This window comes from Devosia sp. A16, from assembly GCF_001402915.1.
Lineage (GTDB): Bacteria > Pseudomonadota > Alphaproteobacteria > Rhizobiales > Devosiaceae > Devosia_A.
On record NZ_CP012945.1, the window covers coordinates 640,122 to 659,165 of the forward strand.

Annotated in this window: 16 protein-coding genes; 5 read left to right on the plus strand and 11 right to left on the minus strand. The window is 66.4% G+C overall.

Annotated features, from left to right (window positions below; genetic code table 11):
- The first annotated feature begins 262 nt into the window (after window positions 1–262).
- From APS40_RS03195 to APS40_RS03210, 4 genes are all read left to right on the plus strand, one after another.
- Entirely contained in the window at window positions 263–1,705 is a 1,443-nt protein-coding gene (locus tag APS40_RS03195) for a DUF6600 domain-containing protein (RefSeq protein ID WP_156342815.1), read from the plus strand.
- Between the two features lie 510 nt (window positions 1,706–2,215).
- On the plus strand, window positions 2,216–3,496 hold the full coding sequence (locus tag APS40_RS03200; RefSeq protein ID WP_055045685.1) for a VpsF family polysaccharide biosynthesis protein: 1,281 nt from the start codon (window positions 2,216–2,218) through the stop codon (window positions 3,494–3,496).
- Between the two features lie 582 nt (window positions 3,497–4,078).
- Window positions 4,079–5,077, plus strand: coding sequence for a sterol desaturase family protein (locus APS40_RS03205; protein WP_055045686.1), 999 nt, complete (start codon window positions 4,079–4,081; stop codon window positions 5,075–5,077).
- Window positions 5,074–6,186, plus strand: coding sequence for a GNAT family N-acetyltransferase (locus APS40_RS03210; protein ID WP_055045687.1), 1,113 nt, complete (start codon window positions 5,074–5,076; stop codon window positions 6,184–6,186). The genes APS40_RS03205 and APS40_RS03210 overlap by 4 nt, the downstream gene beginning before the upstream one ends.
- Window positions 6,187–6,202: 16 nt before the next feature.
- Here APS40_RS03210 and APS40_RS03215 read toward each other — a convergent pair whose 3' ends face one another.
- The 6 genes from APS40_RS03215 to APS40_RS03240 all read right to left on the minus strand — a co-directional run bounded on the left by APS40_RS03215 (window position 6,203) and on the right by APS40_RS03240 (window position 11,962).
- Window positions 6,203–6,808: a carbohydrate ABC transporter permease gene (locus APS40_RS03215; protein WP_156342816.1), complete on the minus strand. Its 606-nt coding sequence runs from the start codon at window positions 6,806–6,808 to the stop codon at window positions 6,203–6,205.
- Between the two features lie 196 nt (window positions 6,809–7,004).
- Complete coding sequence (locus APS40_RS03220; RefSeq protein ID WP_055045689.1) at window positions 7,005–8,057, minus strand: ABC transporter permease; 1,053 nt, start codon at window positions 8,055–8,057, stop codon at window positions 7,005–7,007.
- Complete coding sequence (locus APS40_RS03225; RefSeq protein WP_055045690.1) at window positions 8,054–8,842, minus strand: ATP-binding cassette domain-containing protein; 789 nt, start codon at window positions 8,840–8,842, stop codon at window positions 8,054–8,056. The genes APS40_RS03220 and APS40_RS03225 overlap by 4 nt, the downstream gene beginning before the upstream one ends.
- 66 nt (window positions 8,843–8,908) lie before the next feature.
- Window positions 8,909–9,907 carry a substrate-binding domain-containing protein gene (locus APS40_RS03230; protein ID WP_055045691.1) on the minus strand — a complete coding sequence of 333 codons (999 nt, stop codon included), beginning with the start codon at window positions 9,905–9,907 and terminating at the stop codon, window positions 8,909–8,911.
- 68 nt (window positions 9,908–9,975) lie between these two features.
- Window positions 9,976–10,917 (minus strand): sugar phosphate isomerase/epimerase family protein, encoded by a 942-nt coding sequence (locus APS40_RS03235; RefSeq protein ID WP_055045692.1) that lies wholly within the window; start codon window positions 10,915–10,917, stop codon window positions 9,976–9,978.
- A 10-nt stretch (window positions 10,918–10,927) separates the two neighbouring features.
- Complete coding sequence (locus tag APS40_RS03240; RefSeq protein WP_082434162.1) at window positions 10,928–11,962, minus strand: Gfo/Idh/MocA family protein; 1,035 nt, start codon at window positions 11,960–11,962, stop codon at window positions 10,928–10,930.
- A gap of 155 nt (window positions 11,963–12,117) precedes the next feature.
- Between APS40_RS03240 and APS40_RS03245 the strand changes: the two genes are divergently transcribed.
- Complete coding sequence (locus tag APS40_RS03245; protein WP_055045694.1) at window positions 12,118–13,152, plus strand: LacI family DNA-binding transcriptional regulator; 1,035 nt, start codon at window positions 12,118–12,120, stop codon at window positions 13,150–13,152.
- Window positions 13,153–13,735: 583 nt separating this feature from the next.
- Here APS40_RS03245 and APS40_RS03250 read toward each other — a convergent pair.
- The 5 genes from APS40_RS03250 to APS40_RS03270 form a co-directional block, all read right to left on the minus strand.
- Complete coding sequence (locus tag APS40_RS03250) at window positions 13,736–14,560, minus strand: carbohydrate ABC transporter permease (RefSeq protein ID WP_055045695.1); 825 nt, start codon at window positions 14,558–14,560, stop codon at window positions 13,736–13,738.
- On the minus strand, window positions 14,557–15,465 hold the full coding sequence (locus tag APS40_RS03255; protein WP_082434663.1) for a carbohydrate ABC transporter permease: 909 nt from the start codon (window positions 15,463–15,465) through the stop codon (window positions 14,557–14,559). The genes APS40_RS03250 and APS40_RS03255 overlap by 4 nt, the downstream gene beginning before the upstream one ends.
- Before the next feature lie 23 nt (window positions 15,466–15,488).
- Window positions 15,489–16,787 carry an ABC transporter substrate-binding protein gene (locus APS40_RS03260; RefSeq protein ID WP_197279425.1) on the minus strand — a complete coding sequence of 433 codons (1,299 nt, stop codon included), beginning with the start codon at window positions 16,785–16,787 and terminating at the stop codon, window positions 15,489–15,491.
- Between the two features lie 85 nt (window positions 16,788–16,872).
- Entirely contained in the window at window positions 16,873–18,042 is a 1,170-nt protein-coding gene (locus APS40_RS03265) for a serine hydrolase domain-containing protein (RefSeq protein ID WP_055045697.1), read from the minus strand.
- A complete protein-coding gene (locus APS40_RS03270) occupies window positions 18,039–19,007 on the minus strand; it encodes a family 43 glycosylhydrolase (protein WP_055045698.1) in 969 nt (322 codons plus the stop codon). Before APS40_RS03270 ends, APS40_RS03265 begins: the two co-directional genes overlap by 4 nt.
- Between the last annotated feature and the right edge of the window lie 37 nt (window positions 19,008–19,044).

Below are 19,044 nucleotides of genomic sequence, written 5' to 3' on the forward strand. Positions count from 1 at the left end.
ACCGCCACTGCGCGGTTCCTCCGGCCCGCAACCAAGTGCCCCGACCCAAGTTTAAGAGCCCGACAACGCGCCCGGAGCAAACGGCTCCGCGCCTAGTCACGACCGCATCGTAAACCTTTGATTTTGCTGACAAATATGGTCACGAGCGTGTCAGCATCAGACTGCTAGCGTCAGCCTCAGCTTGCCGGGGTCCGTCTGGACTCGTGGCTGCTGGGACATGGCGCGACGACGCCCAGCCCTGAAAACAATGGAGGAAAAAACCGTGAAGAAGTTCTCCCTGCTCGCAAGCCTCGCAACGGCGGTGCTGCTGACCGCAGCGCCTGTGGCGCTACAACTGCCGGTGGCCGGCATCTCGGCCTATGCCCAGGAGGCCAAGGTCAGTTTCAGTGTTTTCTTCAAGGACCTGAAACCGCACGGCGTATGGGTCAAGCACGCCAAGTACAAGTATGTCTTCTGCCCCAGGGTGGACGCCGACTGGCGCCCCTACACCAACGGTCACTGGATTTTCATCAAGGACCGCGGCTGGTATTTCGACTCCGACGAGCCCTTCGCCTGGGCGGTCTATCACTATGGTCGCTGGGTCGATGACGACCGCATCGGCTGGTGCTGGGTCCCGGGCAATCACTGGGCGCCGGCCTGGGTGAGCTGGCGGCGCAGCAAGGACCATATCGGCTGGGCCCCGCTGCCTCCCGAAAATGACGGCTTCCAGATCAACATCAAGGTCACCGTCGGCGAGCCGCCGGAGCGTGACTGGGTATTCGTGCCGGTCCGCTCGTTCCTCGAGCCCGACCTGCGGGTGACGGTGATCGTTGCCGATCGCGATCCCGAGATCTTCCGACGCACCGAATTCGTCGGCCCGGTGGTGGTCCAGAACAATGTGGTGATCAACAACATCATCGACATCGACTTCATCCAGCAGCAGACCAACCAGCAGGTCACGGTGGTTAACGCGCAGACGACGACAGATCCTGCCAAGGTGACGACCGACGCCTCGGCGGGCACCATCCAGGTTTTCGCACCGACCGTCGAGGAGCCCAAGAACGACGAAGCGCCGCCCGAAGCGGTCGAACCGGAACAGGCCCAGCAGGAACTCGGCAAGCCCGAAGCGCCCGCCGACGGCCAGGCTGCACCCGCGGAGGGTGCTGCGCCTGCCGAAGGCCAGGCTGCACCAGCCGATGGTGCCGCCCCTGCCGAAGGTCAGGCTGCCCCGGCCACCGAGTGTCCGGAAGGCCAGCAGCTGGTGGATGGAAAGTGCGTCCCTGCCGCCGCCAAGCCCGCGGAGGAACAGCCCGCTAAGCCGGCCGCTGAACAGCCCGCCGAGCAGAAGCCGGCCGAGCAGAAGCCCGCCGAAGGCGCGGCTCCCGCCGACCAGAACGCCGCGCCCGCCGAACAGGCGCCTGCGGCCGAACCGAAAAAGCCTGCGGATGAACCGGCCAAGTGCCCTGAGGATCAGGAACTGGTCGACGGCAAGTGCGTCCCGGTGAAGGCCAAGGAGCAGCCAGCCGAGCAGCCTGCAGCCCAGCAGCCGGCGGCCGACCAGCCGGCTGAAGCGGCACCGGCCGAAAAAGCCAAGCCGGCCGATGAGCAGGCCGCCCCCGCCGAAGAGGCCAAGCCCAACGACAAGCAGCCGCCCTGCCCCGAGGGCCAGCAGTTGGTGAAGGGCAAGTGCGTCCCGATCGAGGGCGAGGCTGCTCCGGCGCAATAACCCCTGAGGAGCGGCGGGGCTCAGCCCCGCCGCTTCCGCACTCCCGGGTGGGCGCGGCGGCTCGCAGTCCGTTCACCGACACCCAACCGGGTGATAGCCCGGCCGCCTCCGGCTCCCTTGGTCCGGAGAGAGGAGATCCGGCGGACCTTCGCTGCGCGCCAGGGAGGTCCGCCGGATCGTTTTCTGGAAAACTGCACATATGGGTCATCGCCGACGCGAAATGAATGAAGGGCACCTGCAGGGCGCCCTTTCTCGTTCCGGGCGCGGGGCGACACCTCAAACGGAGGTTCCCGCTTTCGCGGGAATGACTCCGTGGGTGAACGCAGGCTCGTGGCTGCAGCTTGTCAGCCCCAACCGCCGGCTGTCGCGATCGGCGACCCAGCCTGTCCCTCGATTGGATAGATCGGTAGCAATGCCGTTAACGCGACATTTTCTGAACCTCGGCTAACCTCGTTGTATTCGTCAGCCGTGCCCCGGCACCGCTTCATCCAACCCCAGTCGGATGCACCAGTGAGTTCCTCCTCGGCCGCGCTCGACACATCGCCGCTCGAGGCGGCCCGCCGGCAGAATGCTCTGGCGCTGCTGCTCTTGCTGTGCACCGCCTTCGCCTTCGCCCTGCGCTTCGTCTTCTCGTCCGAGTTGATGAACCAGGTCGTCGCCTATACGACCGAAGCCGGCGCCTTCTACGAGAAGCTGCATTTCGGCACCTATGCGGTATTGCTGCTGCTGCCCTTGGCGCTGTTCGGCCGGCCGTTCATCCTGCAGGGCGACGAGATCGGCAAGTTCCGGGCGCTGGTGCGCTACAGCGCGCTGCTGCTGGTGCTCGTGCTGTTCATGTTCTTTACCGGACGGGCCGGATCGTCGGTGCTGCTGATCGACACCTATCTGGTCGCCGGCGCCGCCGGCCTCGTCATGCTGGCGCAGAACCCCAGCGCGCGGCGCCTGCTCGGCGACGTGACCCTCGGCCTGCTGATCCTCAGCGCCGTCATCGGCATCGTCGAAGCCGTGACCCAGCATCGCATCATGCCTTACAACGCGGTGGAGCTGGTGTTTCGCCCGGTCGGCCTCTCCGACCATCCGCTGGCGCTCGGCGCCACCTGCGCCACCGCCGTCGGCTTCGTGGCGCTGACGCGCTGGAAGGTCTGGATCCGGGTGGCCGCGATCGCCGTGCTGTTCATCGGCGCCGCCGCCTCCGGGGCGCGCATGGCGCTGCTGGTCACCGTCATCGAGATCTTCGCGCTCATCCTGCTGGTGCCCTGGCCGCGCCTCACGCCGCGCCATCAGCGCCAGGCCAAGCTGGCAGTGCTGCTGGTGACCCTGGGCGGCGGCGCCGTGCTGACCGCGGTGATGCTCGCGGCGGGCCTCCTCAGCCGCTTCACCAGCACCCTGTTCGATGAGAACTTCTTCGTCCGCGTCAGCATCTACGACGTGTTCAACTATGTCAGCTGGCAGCAGGTGATGTTCGGCATGGATGGCACCGAGCTGGTGCGGATCGTGCAGCAGAAGCTGCACATGCCCACCATCGAGAGTGCCCAGGTGGTTCTGGTGCTGCTGTTCGGCCTGCCGGTGGCGCTGCTGTTCGCCTGGCTGGTGATCGCCATGCTGTGGCGCATGCTGCGCCATGCGGCGCCCGCCGCCTGGATCGGCGTCGGGGCAACGCTGGCGGCGGCGCTCTCCAACAACACGCTCTCGTCCAAGACCCCGATCGTCATGATGATGATCGTGCTGGTGCTGGCCTACAACTCCAATGGCATCAAACTCGCACCGGCCTCGAGCTCCCCTCGCCCGTGAGGGAGGGGTTCGGATGGGGGCGGGAATGGTGAGGCGGTCGCGGTGCTGACTTCACCACCCCCTCCCTCAATCCCTCCCCTCTAGGGCAGGGCTATGGCATATGAAGCACCGACAGTAGTTGGAGTGCCTTCTCCCCTTGTGGTCAGCGGACGAGGGCAAAGCCCTCGCCGCGAGGTGCCCGAAGGGCGGATGAGGGGTCCGCGCAACGAAGTGTAGCGCGACCTGAGCGTAGCGAGGGGCGACTGGGTACGCGGAGAGAACCCCTCATCCGGCCTTCGGCCACCTCGCGGCGAGGGCTTTGCCCTCGTCCGCTGACCACAAGGGGAGAAGGCAAGAGGTGCCCTCCAAAGCCATATGCGATAGCCCTACCCTCAAGGAGGGAAGCGATCGCGTCATCTCCCGAGGTTCGTCTGATCGTCCCGCGCGCGTGAGGCGTGGATGAGGCGGTCGCGGTGGGCAAGCGAGCACGGCGCAACGTCTCCCCCCGCGCCCATACATTAAGGACGATTCGACTCCGAACGGGCATCCGGCGCGCTGCTCTGGCATCTTCCGGCCAGATATTGAGATCCTCCCGAGGACGCGATGCTTTCGGACTTCGTCGATCTTGTCGCCGGCAAGCTGGTCAACGCCGTGACCGGCGAGAACGGCATCACGCTGCTGATCCTGTTCGCCACGGCTTTCATCAGCGCGCTCGTCGCCTACTGGCGCACCGTCGAGCACAAGTCCTTCGCCGATTTCTTCAGCTTCGCGCTGCCCAAGGAGGTGATCATGCACCCCTCGGCGCGCGCCGACCTCATGTTCTACATCACCAAGCGGTTGATCATGCCGGTGCTGCTGATCCCCGCCGGCATCGTCTTCGTGGCGCTGGTTGGCTACGGCACCAACCAGTTGATCAGCTTCGTGTTCCAGATTCACGGTCCGCTGCTCGAGGGCCAGACGCCCTGGTGGGTGCTGGTGCTGTTCACTCTCTCGATGCTGCTCGCCTACGACATCTCGTATTACCTCTACCATGTCGCCCAGCACAAAATCCCGTTCCTGTGGGAGCTGCACAAGGTGCACCACTCGGCCGAGGTGCTGGTGGGCATCACCAAGGACCGCGTGCACCCGCTCGATGACCTGATGAACCGCATGTGGGATGGCGTCATCCCCGGCATCTGCTTCGGCATCTGGAGCATCATCGCGCTCGACCCGGTCGAGCTCACCGTGTTCGGCATCAATGTCTATGCCATGCGCAACCTGCTGATGATGGATTTCGTCCGCCACACCCACTACAAGATTTCGTTCGGGCCGCTCGACAACTACATCCTGTCGCCGCACTGGCACCAGCTGCACCACAGCGCCGACCCGCGCCACTACGACAAGAATTTCGGCCTGCTGCTGTCGGTCTGGGATCGCATGTTCGGCACCGCCTTCGTCCCCGATCCGGACGAGGAGATGAAGTTCGGCCTGCTCGACCGCGACAAGGACGACTACCAGTCGCTGTTCGGGCTCTACCTGTTGCCGCTGAGGAAAATGGCCGGCCATGTCGCCGGCTGGCTCGGCCGCCGCCGCCCGCCCGCCAAGGAGCCGACGCAGCCATGAACGCGCATACCCCGATCGAGGCGCTGCTCGAAGAGCGGTTCGAGCTCGTCGACAGCGAGGCGCGCCTTGCCGCCATCGAGCCCGCCTGGAGCGCGCTGTGGCGGCGTGGGCCGGGCCTGCTGTTCCACACGCATGCCTGGGTCGCCGCCTGGTGGCGCACGGTTCCGGGCCGCGATGGCCGGCAGTTGCGCATCGGGCTGATCTGGCGCGGCGACGAGCTGCTGGCCATCCTGCCGCTCGCCATCCAGCGGCGCAAAGGCCTGCGCTTTCTCGAATGGGCCGCCAATGACTGCACCGACTACCCCGATATCCTGCTCGATCCGCGCTGTCCCGCCGCTGCGGTGACCCGGCTCTGGCACGAGGTGGTGGCGGCCGGCGGGTTCGATCTCTATTTCCTCAACCGGCTGCGCCCGCACGCGAAATTCCGCGCCCTGCTCGATGCGCCCGATGGCCTGCGCCTCGCCGCCAACCACCGCACCGAAACCTGTTCGCAGGTGGTGGGAGACTGGACGGCGGGCGCGCAGTGGTTCGACCAGCAATCCAAGAAGACCCGGCAGAACTATCGCCGCGGCGTGAAGACGCTGGAGGAAAGCGGCGAGCTGGTGTTCCGCCTGCTGCCGCCCGACGCCCCGGTGGCGCCGGTGCTCGACCGCCTCGCCGCGCTCAAGCGGCAGTGGCTGGCCGACAGCGGCCGTGTCTCGCCGCTGTTCGATGCCGGCGCCCCTGCCCTGCCGGCGCTGGTCGAGGTGCTGGCCAAGGCCGGCGCGTTGCGCATCTTCGTGCTTGAATGCAACGGCGCGATCATCGCCATCTCGCTCAACTTCGTCGACGACGATACGCTGATGGCCTTCCTCACTAGCTACGATCCGAAGTTCGAGCGCGGCTCGCCCGGCATGGTGCTGCTGATGGATTACGTGCAGTGGTCGATCGACCAGGGGCTCAAGGGCGTGGATTTCCTCTGCGGCGAAGAACCCTTCAAGGAAAAGTTCGCTACCCGCTCGACCAGGCTCGCCTCGGTGATGGGTCCGCGCACCCTCAAAGGCCGCCTCGCCATGCTGGTCGACCGGCTGCGCCAGCGCTGGCAATCACGGACAGAGCGGGCGGTTTAGAGCCCCACGCTCCCCTTCAGCCCTTTACCGCCCCGCCGGTCAGCCCCGAAATCACGTAGCGCTGCGCCAGGAGGAAGAAGGCGATGGCCGGCAGGATCGACAGGGTGAGGAAGGCGAGGATGCGTGGCCAGTCAGAACCGTACTGGCCCTGGAACTGCATGATCCCCAGCGGCCAGGTGTATTTGGCATCGGAGTTGAGCACGATCAGCGGCAACAGGAAGCTGTTCCAGCTGCCCACGAAGTTGAACACCCCGACGGTGGCGATGATCGGCAGGCACAGCGGCAGCGTGACGTACCAGTAGATCCGGATATAGCCGCAATTATCCATGCGGGCAGCATCGATCAGTTCCTTGGGCAGCTCCTTGAAGAAGTTGTAGAACAGCAGCACCGAGAGCGAGATCGAGAACGCTACCTGCGCGATGATGATGCCCAGGTGGCTGTCGAGCAGCCCAAGGTCGCGCATCTTGATGAACAGCGGCAGGATGGCCGTCGCCGACGGAAACAGCAGCCCCAGCATCAGGTAGTTCATCAGGAAGCGGCTGCCGAAGAACTTGATATGGGCAAAGGCGAAGGCGGTCATCGAGGCGAGCAGCGTCGAGAGCAGCACCGAGCCCAGAGCCACCAGCAACCCGGCGCGGCGCTGGGCTTCGACAGCAACGGGTTGCGGCTGTAGCCGCCAACCGCCGGTGCGCGGGGACGTCCCACGGAGACCAGAACACCGGCGCCCGCGTTGGCGTGTCCCTCCCCTTTTAGGACAGGGGGGAGAGGGCAGGGGTGGGGGTCGGCTCGCACCGGCCCCTGACGGGGTCTCTCTCGGCCTACCGATACCGCACCTGGTTCCACCGGTGCCCGAGCAGCGACAGGATGATGATCAGCCCGTAGAAGAATTGCACGTAGAAGCCCGAGAGCCCTACCCCGACCACGCCGGTCTGGATGAACGACACGGTGAAGGCGCCGATGGCGCTGCCGATCACCGTGCCGATGCCGCCCCAGGGGGCAGTGCCACCGACGAACACCGAGGCGAGGCCTGGCAACAGGAAGCTGTCGCCCGAAGTCGGCCACCAGGTGTAGTTGATGAACACCGCGAACACCCCGGCGAGCGAGGCGCCCAGGCCGACGAACACGAAGGTCTGCAGCCGCACCCGGCGCACGTCGATGCCCATCTGCTGCGCCGCATCGGGATTGTCGCCCACGATATGGACGCGCACGCCGAAGCGGTGGCGATTGTAGATCAGCGAGCAGACCGCGACGAAGGCCAGCACCCAGACCACCTGCAGCGGAATGCCCAGCACTTCGCCCGCGAAGATCTTGTAGGCCCAGCTCTGCGGCAGCGTCACCAGGGCGATCGAACGCCCCTCGGTCTGGATCTGGATCAGCCCGCGCAGCATGAAGTTCATGCCCAGCGTCGCGATCAGCGACGAGAGGTTGGCATAGACCACCAGCCAGCCGACGCAGAGCCCGATGAACAGGCCGGTGGCAACGGCGGCGACGAGCCCGATGAACGGGTCGTACCCGGCCTGCACCACCAGCGCGAAGGCCCAGCCGGACATGCCGATGGTAGCGGGGAAGGAAAGGTCGATCTCGCCTACCGTCACCACATAGACCAGCGGCACCACCACGAACAGCACCACCGGCAGCCCGATCAGCACGGCCCGGTAGATGCTCCATTGCGAGAACACCCCGGGATTGCCGATGAAGAACATGGCGATCATCAGGACGAAAACCAGGAGCGAACCGAGCGCCGGGCGATTGGCCATGACGAAGCGGCGCAGGCGCGACTCATCGGCATGCTTGCCGTCCGCGACACGGCGCACCGCATCGGCGTCGAGCTTCATCGGCGAAATCGCCTTTTCGGTGAGGTTGTCGGTCATGCCACGCCTCCCGCGTGTCGAGCCGCCGCCTCGAGCTGAGCGGGATGGGCAAGCTCTTCCATGAATTTGATCAGCGCCTCGGCCGAGCCGAGTTCGGCCTTGCTCAGTTGCGCTGCGACGCGACCGCGATCGAGCACCACGAAGCGATCCGAGATGTCGTAGACGTGGTGGATATTGTGGCCGATGAACAGGATGGAGCGCCCCGCCGCCCGCGCCTGCTCGACGAAGTGAAACACCTTGGCCGTCTCGGTCAGCGACAGCGCCGTGGTCGGCTCGTCGAGGATGATCAGGTCGGCCTGGTTGTAGATGGCGCGAGCGATGGCCACGCCCTGTCGCTCGCCGCCCGACAGTTGCCCCACGATCGAGTCCGGGCCGAACACCTTGGAGGTGAAGCCGATCTCGCGCATCAGCCGCGAGGCTTCCTCGCGTTGCTTGCTCACCCTGAGGAAGCCGAGCGGACCGACGATCTCGCGGCCCATGAAGATGTTCCAGGTGATGGTCTGCTGAACCGCCAGCGCCCGATCCTGAAACACCGTTTCGATGCCGGCCTCGCGCGATTTGGCGGCGTTCCAGCCGCTGACCGGTTTGCCCCGCACCAGGATTTCCCCGGTGGTCGGTTGCACCGCCCCGGCGAGGATCTTGATCAGCGTCGACTTGCCGGCCCCGTTATCGCCGACCAGCCCCACCACTTCGGCTTCGTCGACATGCAGGTCGACGCCACCAAGGGCATAGACCTGCCCGTATGACTTCTTGATATTGCTGAGCTCGATGATGCGCTTGCTCATGATCCCTCGCTGCTGCGGAAGAAAGAGCCCGGCACATGGCCGGGCTCCAGTTGGGAGAGATCGAGCTCAGCGCAGGCCTTCGATCGCCAGCGCCGCCACTGCTTCGTAATTGTCGGGTGTCACGAACCCGGCGCCGGTATCCACATTGACCGCGCCCAGCCCGTAAACCACCTGCTGGCACAGCGACTGGATCGGCATGTAACCCTGCAGGAAGGGCTGCTGATCGGAGGTCAACTGTACCCAGCCGTTCTTGAACGCATCGATGATCTGCGGGCTGGTATCGAAGCCGATATTGATGATGTCGCCCGCCTGCTTGCCGGCCGCCTGCATGTAGGTCGCGGCATTCCCCAGCGGCTGCCCGCCCGGATAAGCGATGAGCTTGACGTCGGGGTTGGCGGCGATGGCGGCGGTGATGACGGGAATGCCGACATTGGGATCGGTGCCGAGCCCTTCAGGGCTCTGCAGCTTCACCACCTTCAGCCCGGCATCCTCGAAGGCCTTGAGCGTGCCCAGCTCGCGCTCGGCGCGCTCCACCTGCGACCAGTCGCTCATCACGATGGCGACGTCGCCCGACTTGAGACCGAAGCGCCGGATCGCTTCTTCGCCCAGCGCCCTGCCCTGCGGCCCCTGTTGCGCACCGACATAGCCGCCGCCGAATTTGGCGGTGACTTCGTCCACCGGCACGTTCTGGTACATCATCTTGATGCCGGCTTTGTAGGCCTCTTCGGCCAGCGGCATGATCGCGGCATTGCCCGGGTGCCCCATCATCGCGATGCCGCCCGGCTTGGCGCCGATGGATTCACGCAGCTGCTGGGTCATCTTTTCTGCGCTCCAGCCCGAAAAGATGTAGTCCACCTTGGCGCCGAGGTCCTTCTCGGCCTGCTTGGCCCCGTTATAGACGATCGAGGCGAAGGCATCGCCTTCCGCGCCGCCGGCAAAGAAGCGGATCGAAACGCCGGAACACCACTTGTCCCGCAACGCCTCGGCCTGAGCCGATGTGACTGCCGAGATTGCAACGGTCGCGAGAACGGCCGCTGCGATCGACTTAACGAACCTACCAGACATCTCCTACTCCTCCCCTGTCGTGCATCGCGCACGCTTGATGTGCCGCCATTTCGAGCCGGCACCACTCGTCAGTCGGACTGCGTCAGCGACGGGTCCCCTCCCTCGTAGTTCGCAGTCAGATTCACGAACGCCCCGCCGCGGCTGTGCTTGAGATATTCGAGCGCCCGCACCTGTCCGGTCATTTCGAGCGCGTTGCGGTAGACGGGGTCGTGCCAGCCTTCGATATCGATCGAGCCCGACCAGCCGGCGAGCCGCAGCTCGGAAATGATGTCGGTCCAGTTGCTGTCGCCGAACCCCGGCGTGCGCATGAACACGAACTTCTCCTTGCCGAAGATGCCGTGCTCGCGGATCACCTCCCAGCGGACGGTGGCGTCCTTGCCGTGCACGTGGAAGAACTTGTGCGCCCACTTGCGGATCTGCGGCAGCGGATCGATCAGGTAGACCAGCTGGTGGCACGGCTCCCACTCGAGCCCCAGATTGTCGTCGGGCGTCTCGTTGAACATCAGCTCCCAGGCATCGGGGTTGTGCGCGATGTTCCAGTCGCCGCTCTGCCAGTTGCCATCCATGGCGCAGTTCTCGAAAGCGATGCGGACGCCCTGGTCGGCGGCGCGTTTCGCCAGTTCCGACCACACCTTTCTGTATTGCGGCAGGCTGTCGGTGAGCGGCTTGCCGCGCACCCGGCCGGTGAAGCCGGCGACGCACGTCGCGCCGAAATGGCGGGCGTTGTCGATGCAGTCCTTCCATCCCTGCAGCGTCTGGCGGTCCATCTCCTGGTCTTCCAGCGGATTGCCGAACATGCCGATGGTCGAGATGGTGATGTCGCGCTCGCCGATGGCGTCGCGGCAGCGCCTGCCCAGTTCGCCCAGGTCCTGCCCGTTGGTGGTCTGCCAGAAGAACGGCTCGAAGCTCTCGAAGCCGAGATCGCGCAACTCTGCGATGCGCAGAGCGGCGGTGCCGGCGGTGGCGCTGACCATGGTGCCGATGCGGATAGACTTGGTGGGGTCGTTCACGAACGGGGCCTCAGGTTGCAATGGCGACGCGCTGGCGCGTGCGGGCGCTCTCGATGGCGCCGAACACCATGGCGAGGCTGTGGAGGTTGTCCGAGCTCACCGTCTCGGGCGCCCGGCCGGAGGCCACGGCGTCGATGAACTCGAGCAGCACGCTGGCGTGGCCATGGGTCTGGGCCGGATCGGCCGGCGGCAGCACCGCCAGCGGTTCGAGCGGCCGGAAGAAGCCCTCGCTGCCGGCGACCACATTGGCCTCGAAGCGCTGCTCGCCATCCCACAGCAGGGTGCCGCGCGAGCCGACGATGCGCCAGGCGGAGTCCCAGCTGGTATTGGCGCCCTCCGCGCTCCACGAGCCGCGATAGGTGAACAGCACGTCGTCGGAGAGCTCGAAGATGGCGGTCGCCACCGAACCGCCGGCATACCAGGAGCTCGCCGGGTTGGCCTCGTGGCAGTAGACCGCCAGCGGCCGCTTGCCGGAGATGAAGCGCGCCGCATCCAGCGTATGGATGGCCATGTCGAGCAGCAGCACATGCTGCATCTGCTCGCGAAAGCCGCCGAAATGCGCGCCGACGAAGAAATCGCAATGGAGTGCGTTGAGCGTACCGAGCGCGCCGCTGTCGAGCGTCGCCCGGATCCGCCGCACCCCCTCGTTGAAGCGGCGGTTCTGCACCACGGCATGCACCTTGCCGGCCCGGGCGGCGCGCGCCACGAGGTCGCGGGCCTCGTCCAGGCTGGCGGCCATCGGCTTTTCGGAGAGGACGTGGCAACCGTGCCGCAGCGCCGTCGCCACCACCTCGTGGCGGGCGCCGGGGACGACCACGTCGAAGACCAGATCGGGGCGGGTGCCGCTGAGCAGGGCATCGAGATCGCTCTCCACCGCCGCCTTGCCGAGGCCGAACTCGGCCGCCAGCCGATGGGCCGCTTCGGGGTTGATGTCGTTGAGGCCGACGATGCTGATGCGCTCGCGGAGCGCCGGCGTCTCGGAAATGGCCTTGAGCCAGCCTTTCGACATAGCTCCGCACCCGGCCAGAACGGCGCGAAATGACACTTGCCTGCCCCTCCCCAGGGAAACCGCCCGGCGCCCCTCAGCGTCTGCGGCGGTCTCGTAAACGTTTACGACGCTATATTCGCGCGCATTTCTGTGTCAAGGAGTTTTCGTAAACGTTTTCGGACCCCCACCGGAACGCCAGGAAAGCCAATGCCATGAAGGGCATACGCCGCCTCGCCGAGCACCTGAACATCTCGATCGGCACGGTCTCGCGCGCCTTGAACGGACGTCCCGACGTCAATGAAGCGACCCGCCGACGGGTGCTCGATGCGGCCGCCGAGTTCGGCTACGTGCCCGACCAGGCGGGGCGCACCCTGCGCCAGGGCACCACCAACGCCGTCGGCTTCATGATGGAGTCGGGCGCCGATACCTCGGGCAACCCCGACAACTTCTTCTTCGGCGTGTTCGACGGCGTCCAGACGGTGCTGAGCCGGCATCACCTCGACCTGGTGGTGCTCCCCTGCCCCACCGACGAGGACCCGACCCAGTACCTGCGCCGCATGATCGCGCGCCGGCTGGTCGATGCGCTGATCATTTCGGCGACGCACCGCAAGGACCCGCGCGTCGAACTGCTCAACAAGACGCGCGTGCCGTTCATCGCGCTGGGCCGGACCGGCACGCCGAGCGATCACCCATGGATCGATCTCGATTTCGAGGGCGTGGCGCATCGGGCGGTGGACCGGCTGGTCGCCAAGGGCCATCGCCGCATCGCCGTGGCGGTGCCCGGCAGCGACATCAACCTGGGGGTGATCTTCCTCCAGGCCTACAAGGACGCCCTGGCCCGACATGGCATCGCATTCGACCAGCGCCTCGTCATCTACACCTCATCGTCCGAACAGGGCGGCTACCAGGCGGCGCACCAGCTGATCAGCATGCCGCAGATGCCGACGGCGGCGGTGCTGGTCTACGAACTGATGGCGATCGGCTTCTACCGGCGGCTGCGCGACGCCGGGCTCGCCCCCGGCCGCAACGTGGCGGTTATCGCCTTCCGCGAGTCGCCGCTTTCCCGCTTCCTGTCGCCGGCGCTCACCTGTTTCAGCATGTCGCTGCGCGACCTCGGCATCGCGCTGGGGGAATCGCTACTCGCCTCGATGCCGGCCTATGCCGAGATCTACCCGCAGGGCACCGTGCACCGGGTCTGGCCGATGGAACTGGTGGAGGGCGACAGCGACAACGTGCTGGAGCGGTGACGCTGCCGGTTCGTTTGAGATCATGTCGCAGGCGAGAAAACAGAGGTCCCCGCTTTCGCGGGAATGACCCCGCGGAGGGGATAGCTCAGTGCCCACCACCCCTCACCCGTCCCGGCTTCGCCGGTCCACCCTCTCCCCGACGGGGAGAGGAAAAGTGGTGATCACCGGCGGCGCAGGATTCTTCTCCCCGTCGGGGAGAAGGTGGCGCGTAGCGCCGGATGAGGGGGCAAGCCACGACCGTCGAGGCGATCTCAGGCGGCCGATCATCCGGCCCCGTCGGCCACAACTTAGCGCCCCACGCGCGGAAACCGCCCCCGCCGAGATCGTGTCGCAGGCGAGAAAACAGAGGTTCCCGCTTTCGCGGGAATGACCCGGCGGAGGGGATAGCTCAGTGCCCATTGCCCCTCACCCGTCTCGGCTTCGCCGGTCCACCCTCTCCCCGACGGGGAGAGGAAAAGTGGTGATCACCGGCGGCGCAGGATTCTTCTCCCCGTCGGGGAGAAGGTGGCGCGTAGCGCCGGATGAGGGGGCAAGCCACGACCGTCGAGGCGATCCGCAGCGACAGGCTCGCGCACAGTCACGCTCAGCCCTTCACCGCCCCCTGCAGCAGCGCCGCCACGAACTGGCGCTGGAAGATCAGGAAAATGGCGATGGTCGGCGCGAGGATCAGCAAGGCGCCGGCGCAGAGCAGCGGGATATCGGTGCCCCATTGCCCCTGGAACGCGCCCAGCGCGCCCGCCATCGTGCGTTGCAGCGGATCCTGCACCAGGACAACGGGCAGCAGGAACTGGTTCCAGGTCCACAGGAACTGCAGGATGGCGAGCGACATGATGGCCGGTCGCGCCAGCGGCACATGCACCAGCCAGAACTGCTTCCACTCGCTCGCCCCGTCGATCTGGGCCGCTTCGGACAGCTCCTTGGGCGTGTTCACGAAATGCGTACGCATCCAGTAGACGCCGAACGGCATGTAGAGCCCGATCAGCGGCAGGATGATCGCAAAGCGTGTGTTGAGCAGCCCCAGCGCCTTGATCTCGTAGTAGAGCGGCGTGATCACCGCCTCGAACGGCAGCGTCAGCCCCAGGACGAACACCAGGTAGAACCAGCGCCCGCGCCCCTTGTCGAACTTGGCGAGGCCATAGCCGGCCATGGTGGCGAACAGCACGCTGAGCGGCACCGTGCCGACGACGATCAACAGGCTCGAGAGCAGCAGCTGATCCATCTCGGCCACTTCGAACGCCTTGGCGAAGTTCACCCATTGCGGATTTTCCGGCCAGGCGAGCCCGGGCGGATAGCTGCCCGAGGGCGCCAATGCGGCGCTGAACATCGAGAGGAACGGCAGCAGCGTCAGCACCATCAGGACGATGATGAGCAGGCGCGCCAGGGCCGCATCGAGTGCGAGACCCTTCATCGCCGCACCCGCGTCAGCCACTGGATCGGCAGCACGCAGACCAGCACCAGCACCATGAGGAAAATGGCGAGCGCCGAGGCGAGCCCGACTTGCCGGTGCGCGAAGGCCAGCCGGTAGATCTCGAGCCCCGGTACCGTGGTCTGGATGCCCGGCCCGCCGCCGGTGGCGATATAGACGATGTCGAAGCTGGCGAGCGCTGCGATCACCGTGACGGTGACGCAAACGCCGAGCTCCTGCCGCAGCCCCGGCAGCGTGATGTAGATGAACTCGTCCCAGGCGCCGGCGCCGTCGAGCCGCGCCGCCTCATAGAGGCTGGGGTCGATCTTGGTGATGCCGGTGACCAGCAGCATGGTGCAGAGCCCCAAGAGCACCCAGGCGCCGATGATCCCCACTGCCGGCAGCGCGAAGGTGAAATCCCCCAGCCAGCCGCGCGCCAGCGCCTCGAGCCCGAGGCCGCGCAGCGCCTGGTTGACGAGCCCGGTATTGGCGAACATCCAGCTCCAGGCAATGCCGGCCGCGACCAGCGGGATCACCTGCGGCAGGAACAGGATGGTGCGCGTCGCGGTGCCGAACGGCCCGCCCAGGTGCTCGCGGATCGCCGCCGCCACCGCCAGCCCCAGCACCACCGGGATCAGCGTGAACCACAGGGCGAGCAGGAACGCATTGCCGATCACCTGCAGCAGGTCGGCATCGGTCAGGACGATCAGGTAGTTGTTGAGCCCGACGAACCGCATCTTGCCGATGCCGTCCCAGCGCTGCAGCGAATAGAACACCGACATGCCCAGCGGCACGAGGACGAAGGCCGCGTACATGACGAAAGCCGGCGCCGCGAACAGCAGCGCCGCGATGCTGGCGCGCCGGCCGATGCCGCCGTGCGAACGGGCCGGGGCAGTTGCCCCGGCCATCTGGTTGGTCCTGGTGGTCAAGATCAGCGCGACAGTTCTTTTTCGTATTCGGCCTGCACCGCCTCGATCAGCCCCTTGCCGGTTTGCACGCCGCCGACCAGCTTCTGCAGTTCGGGCGTCCAGCCCGCCGCGAAGATCGCACCGGTGGCGTTGGCGATGAAGTCCATCGCGCCGTTATCGGTGGCCACCACATTGCCGGCGGCGAGCGTCTGCTCGGTCACCGAGCCGGGCGTCACGGCCGGAATGGGCAGGTCGGCCGGGCCGCCGGGATTGGAGCCGCCGACTTCGACGTTGATCTTGCGGGCGGTCTCGTTGGTCGCCACCCAGTTGAGGAAGAACGCCGCGCAATCCTTATGCGCCGCCTTGGCGCCGATGCCGAAGGTGAGCGGCGCCGACATGGCGGCATGCCGGCCACCCGCCTCGACCGGCGGCATCAGGAAGAAGCCGAACTTGCCGGCAAAGTTCTTGTCGAGGTTGCCCGACTCCCAGTCGCCGTTGAACATGAAGAGCCCTTCCCCGCCGGTGAACCGGCTCATCATCTGGAAGTACTCGATGGCATTGGTGTCGGCGGCGAAATAGCCCGACTTCACCCAGTTCTCGAGATGCTCGGCCGCCTTGAGGTTGGCCTCGGTATTGATGGTGGCGCCGTCCTTCTGGAAGATCCAGTCATTGATCGGCTCGGGCGGGCCGTACGAGCCCATCAGGTCCTGCAGCGGGAAGGCGAGTCCGCCGGTGCCCTTGTTGAACTGCATGATGGGGACGATCCCGGCATCCTTGGCCTTCTGCATCAGCGCATCGAGCTCGGCCAGCGTCTTGGGCGGCTCGGTCATGCCGATCTTGGCCGCCAGCTCCTTGTTGTAGAACACCCCGGTCATCGAATAGTTGAGGCCCATGGCCCAGAGCGAGCCGGCGCCGCGCGGCCGCCCGCCCTCTTCGACGCGCAGCTGGATCAGCTGGCTGGGCGGGAACTTGTCCCAGCCGAATTCGGTGAAGTAGCCGTCGAGATTGGCCAGCAGCTCGTTGGCGACGAGATCGCTCATCGAGGGCAGACGGATGAGGTCGGGCGCGTTGTCCTCGCTGAGGATGCGCGGCGAATTCTCCATCATGTTGGCGAACTGATCTTCCTTGATGTCGAAGGTCACGTTCGGGAACTGCTTGGTAAACTCCTCGGCCAGCTTGCTCGGCAGCGGGAAGCCGGTTTCGAAATAGGCGTTCATCACCACCGGGTCGGCGCCGCAGCTCGGCGCGGCGGCGGCGGTGCCGGTGAGCGCGGCGGCGGTCAGCGCCGCGAGGCCGGCAGCGGTTACGGATTTCAGCGTCATGGTCATTCCTCCTCCAAGGTGCGTCCCAGCCTCGGCTGGCGTTCTATTTTGCTAAATGGATTTAGCATGAGGTTCACGGCTTTCGTCAAGAGGCTCCGAGCAGCTGCCGCAGCGCCTCGACCAGCGCCGTGCCGCGGTTGTCGCCCGGCCCGCGCATCCAGTTGGTGACAAAGGCGAATCCGACCCGGTGCCGCGGGTCGGCAAAGGCCACCTGGCCGCCGGCCCCGTCATGCCCGAAGCTTTCGACAGTGAGGAACCGCCGCGCTTCGGAATCGAGCTGGAAGCCCATGCCCCAGCGCGGATAGGGCGGCTCGGCCGCAAATACCGGGGGGCCTTCGGTGACCGTGGCGGTCGCCCGCCGCAGCACCTCGGCGGACGCGAGGCGCACCCCGCGCGTCTCGGTCACCGCGGCCGACCAGATGGTCGCCAGCGCTTCGGCGGTGGCGATGCCGCCGGCGCCGGGTATCTCGGCCTGCTGCACCCGCCGGTCGTTGAAACCGCCATCGCTGGTGACCAGCGCCGCCGGCAACGCCCGGCCCAGCGTCATGGCGCGATAGGGCCAGTTGACCTCGCCCGCCACGGCCTTCGTCGCATCCAGCTCCCATAGCTCCGCCAGTTCGGATGCCACCTGCAGATGCGCGATGTTGCCGCGCGAGCGCGGCAGGCCGATCCAGGCGTCGACGCCGAGCGGCGCAATGGCGTCGCGGAAATAGGCGCCGGGCGATCGCCCGGTCACCCGCCGCACCAGTTCGCCCGCCAGCCAGCCATGGGTCAACGCGTGATAGGCATAGCCCTCGCCCGGCGGCCAGAGCGGCGCCTGCGCTGCGAGCTTCGACGTGGCAGCCTCCCAATCGAGGATGTCGGCGAGTTCGAAATCGTCGCGCGGCGCCGACAGCCCGGCGCGATGGCTCAGCGCCTCGGCCACCGTCACTGCGCCCTTGCCGGCGGCGGCAAATTCCGGCCAGTAGCGCGCCACCGGCGCGGCGTAGTCGAGCCGGCCCTCGCCGACGAGCCGCGCCACCATCAGCGACATGAGCCCCTTGGTGCACGAGAAGATCACCGAAGCGGTGTCCGCGTCCCATCGCCGCCCGTCGCGCTCGTCGGCAATGCCGCCATGCAGCTGCACCACCACTTCGCCGTCGACCAGGATGGCGAGTGCCGCGCCCATGCCCGGCGCATCTGCGAACGCCGCCTCGAACACCTCGCCGATGGGCTCGAAGCCGGCGGCCACCACCCCCTCGATCTGCACGCTCATGACTGCACCTCCATTTCGAGCCTGGGCATTCCGTCGGCGTGCCGGCCCAGTTTCACCGGCAGCGGATCGGAGATCGAGCCGGCAAAGACGCCGCCCGACTGCACATTGTTGAAGGCGAGCAGCACGGCCCGCCCTGAGCGGTCGGTGGCGATCCGCCCGGCATAGAGCGTCTGGGGCACCAGGAGACTCGCTCGCTCGATCGGATAGGGGCCGAGTGCGTGCGGGATCGCCACCGACCACACGCCGCCCTGCTGCCCGGCCAGCCGGCCCGACAGCCTGGGGCTGTCGCAACAGAAGATCAGGTGCAGCGTGCCTTCGACTTCGACGATCTGCGGCACCTCCAGATGGGCAAAGCCGGCATCGATGGCGCTGAGCGGCGGCTGCGCCTGCCAGCTCTGCATGTCCTCGGAGACGGCGTGCCCGATCACCCCGCGCGTCATGTCTTCGCCGTGGTTGGCCCGCGCCGTGATCAGCATGTGCCACTGCCCCGCCGCGTCGGCGAACACCCAGGGGTCGCGCCAGGCCTCTTCGGGCCAGCTCGAGCTGCCGAGCGTTTCGTAATGCGTGCTGTCGGCAGTGCTGATCGGGCCAGGCAGTTTGCGCCAGTTGTAGAGATCGTCCGAGACCGCGAGGCCGATCGTCTCGATATTGGCGTTGCTGTCGGGCGAGAGGAAACGCGAGCCGGTATAGTAGAGCCGCCACAGCCCGTCGGGTCCCTTCACCACGCTGCCGGTCCAGGTGGCGGTAGCGTCGAAGCTGCCGGCGGGGCCGGTATCGAAGATTCGGCCGTGGTCCTGCCAGTTCACCAGGTCGGTCGAGGTGGCGTGGCCGATACGGGCATTGCGATGCCGCAAATCGGGATTGCCCAGCGCATGCGGCGCGTGCAGGTAGAACAGGTGGTAGGTCGCGCCGTCATCGGCCAGCCAGAAATCCCAGACCCAGTGGTCGGGCAGTGAAAAAGCCATCGCTTTCAACCCCTCGCATTTGCTAAATGGATTTAGC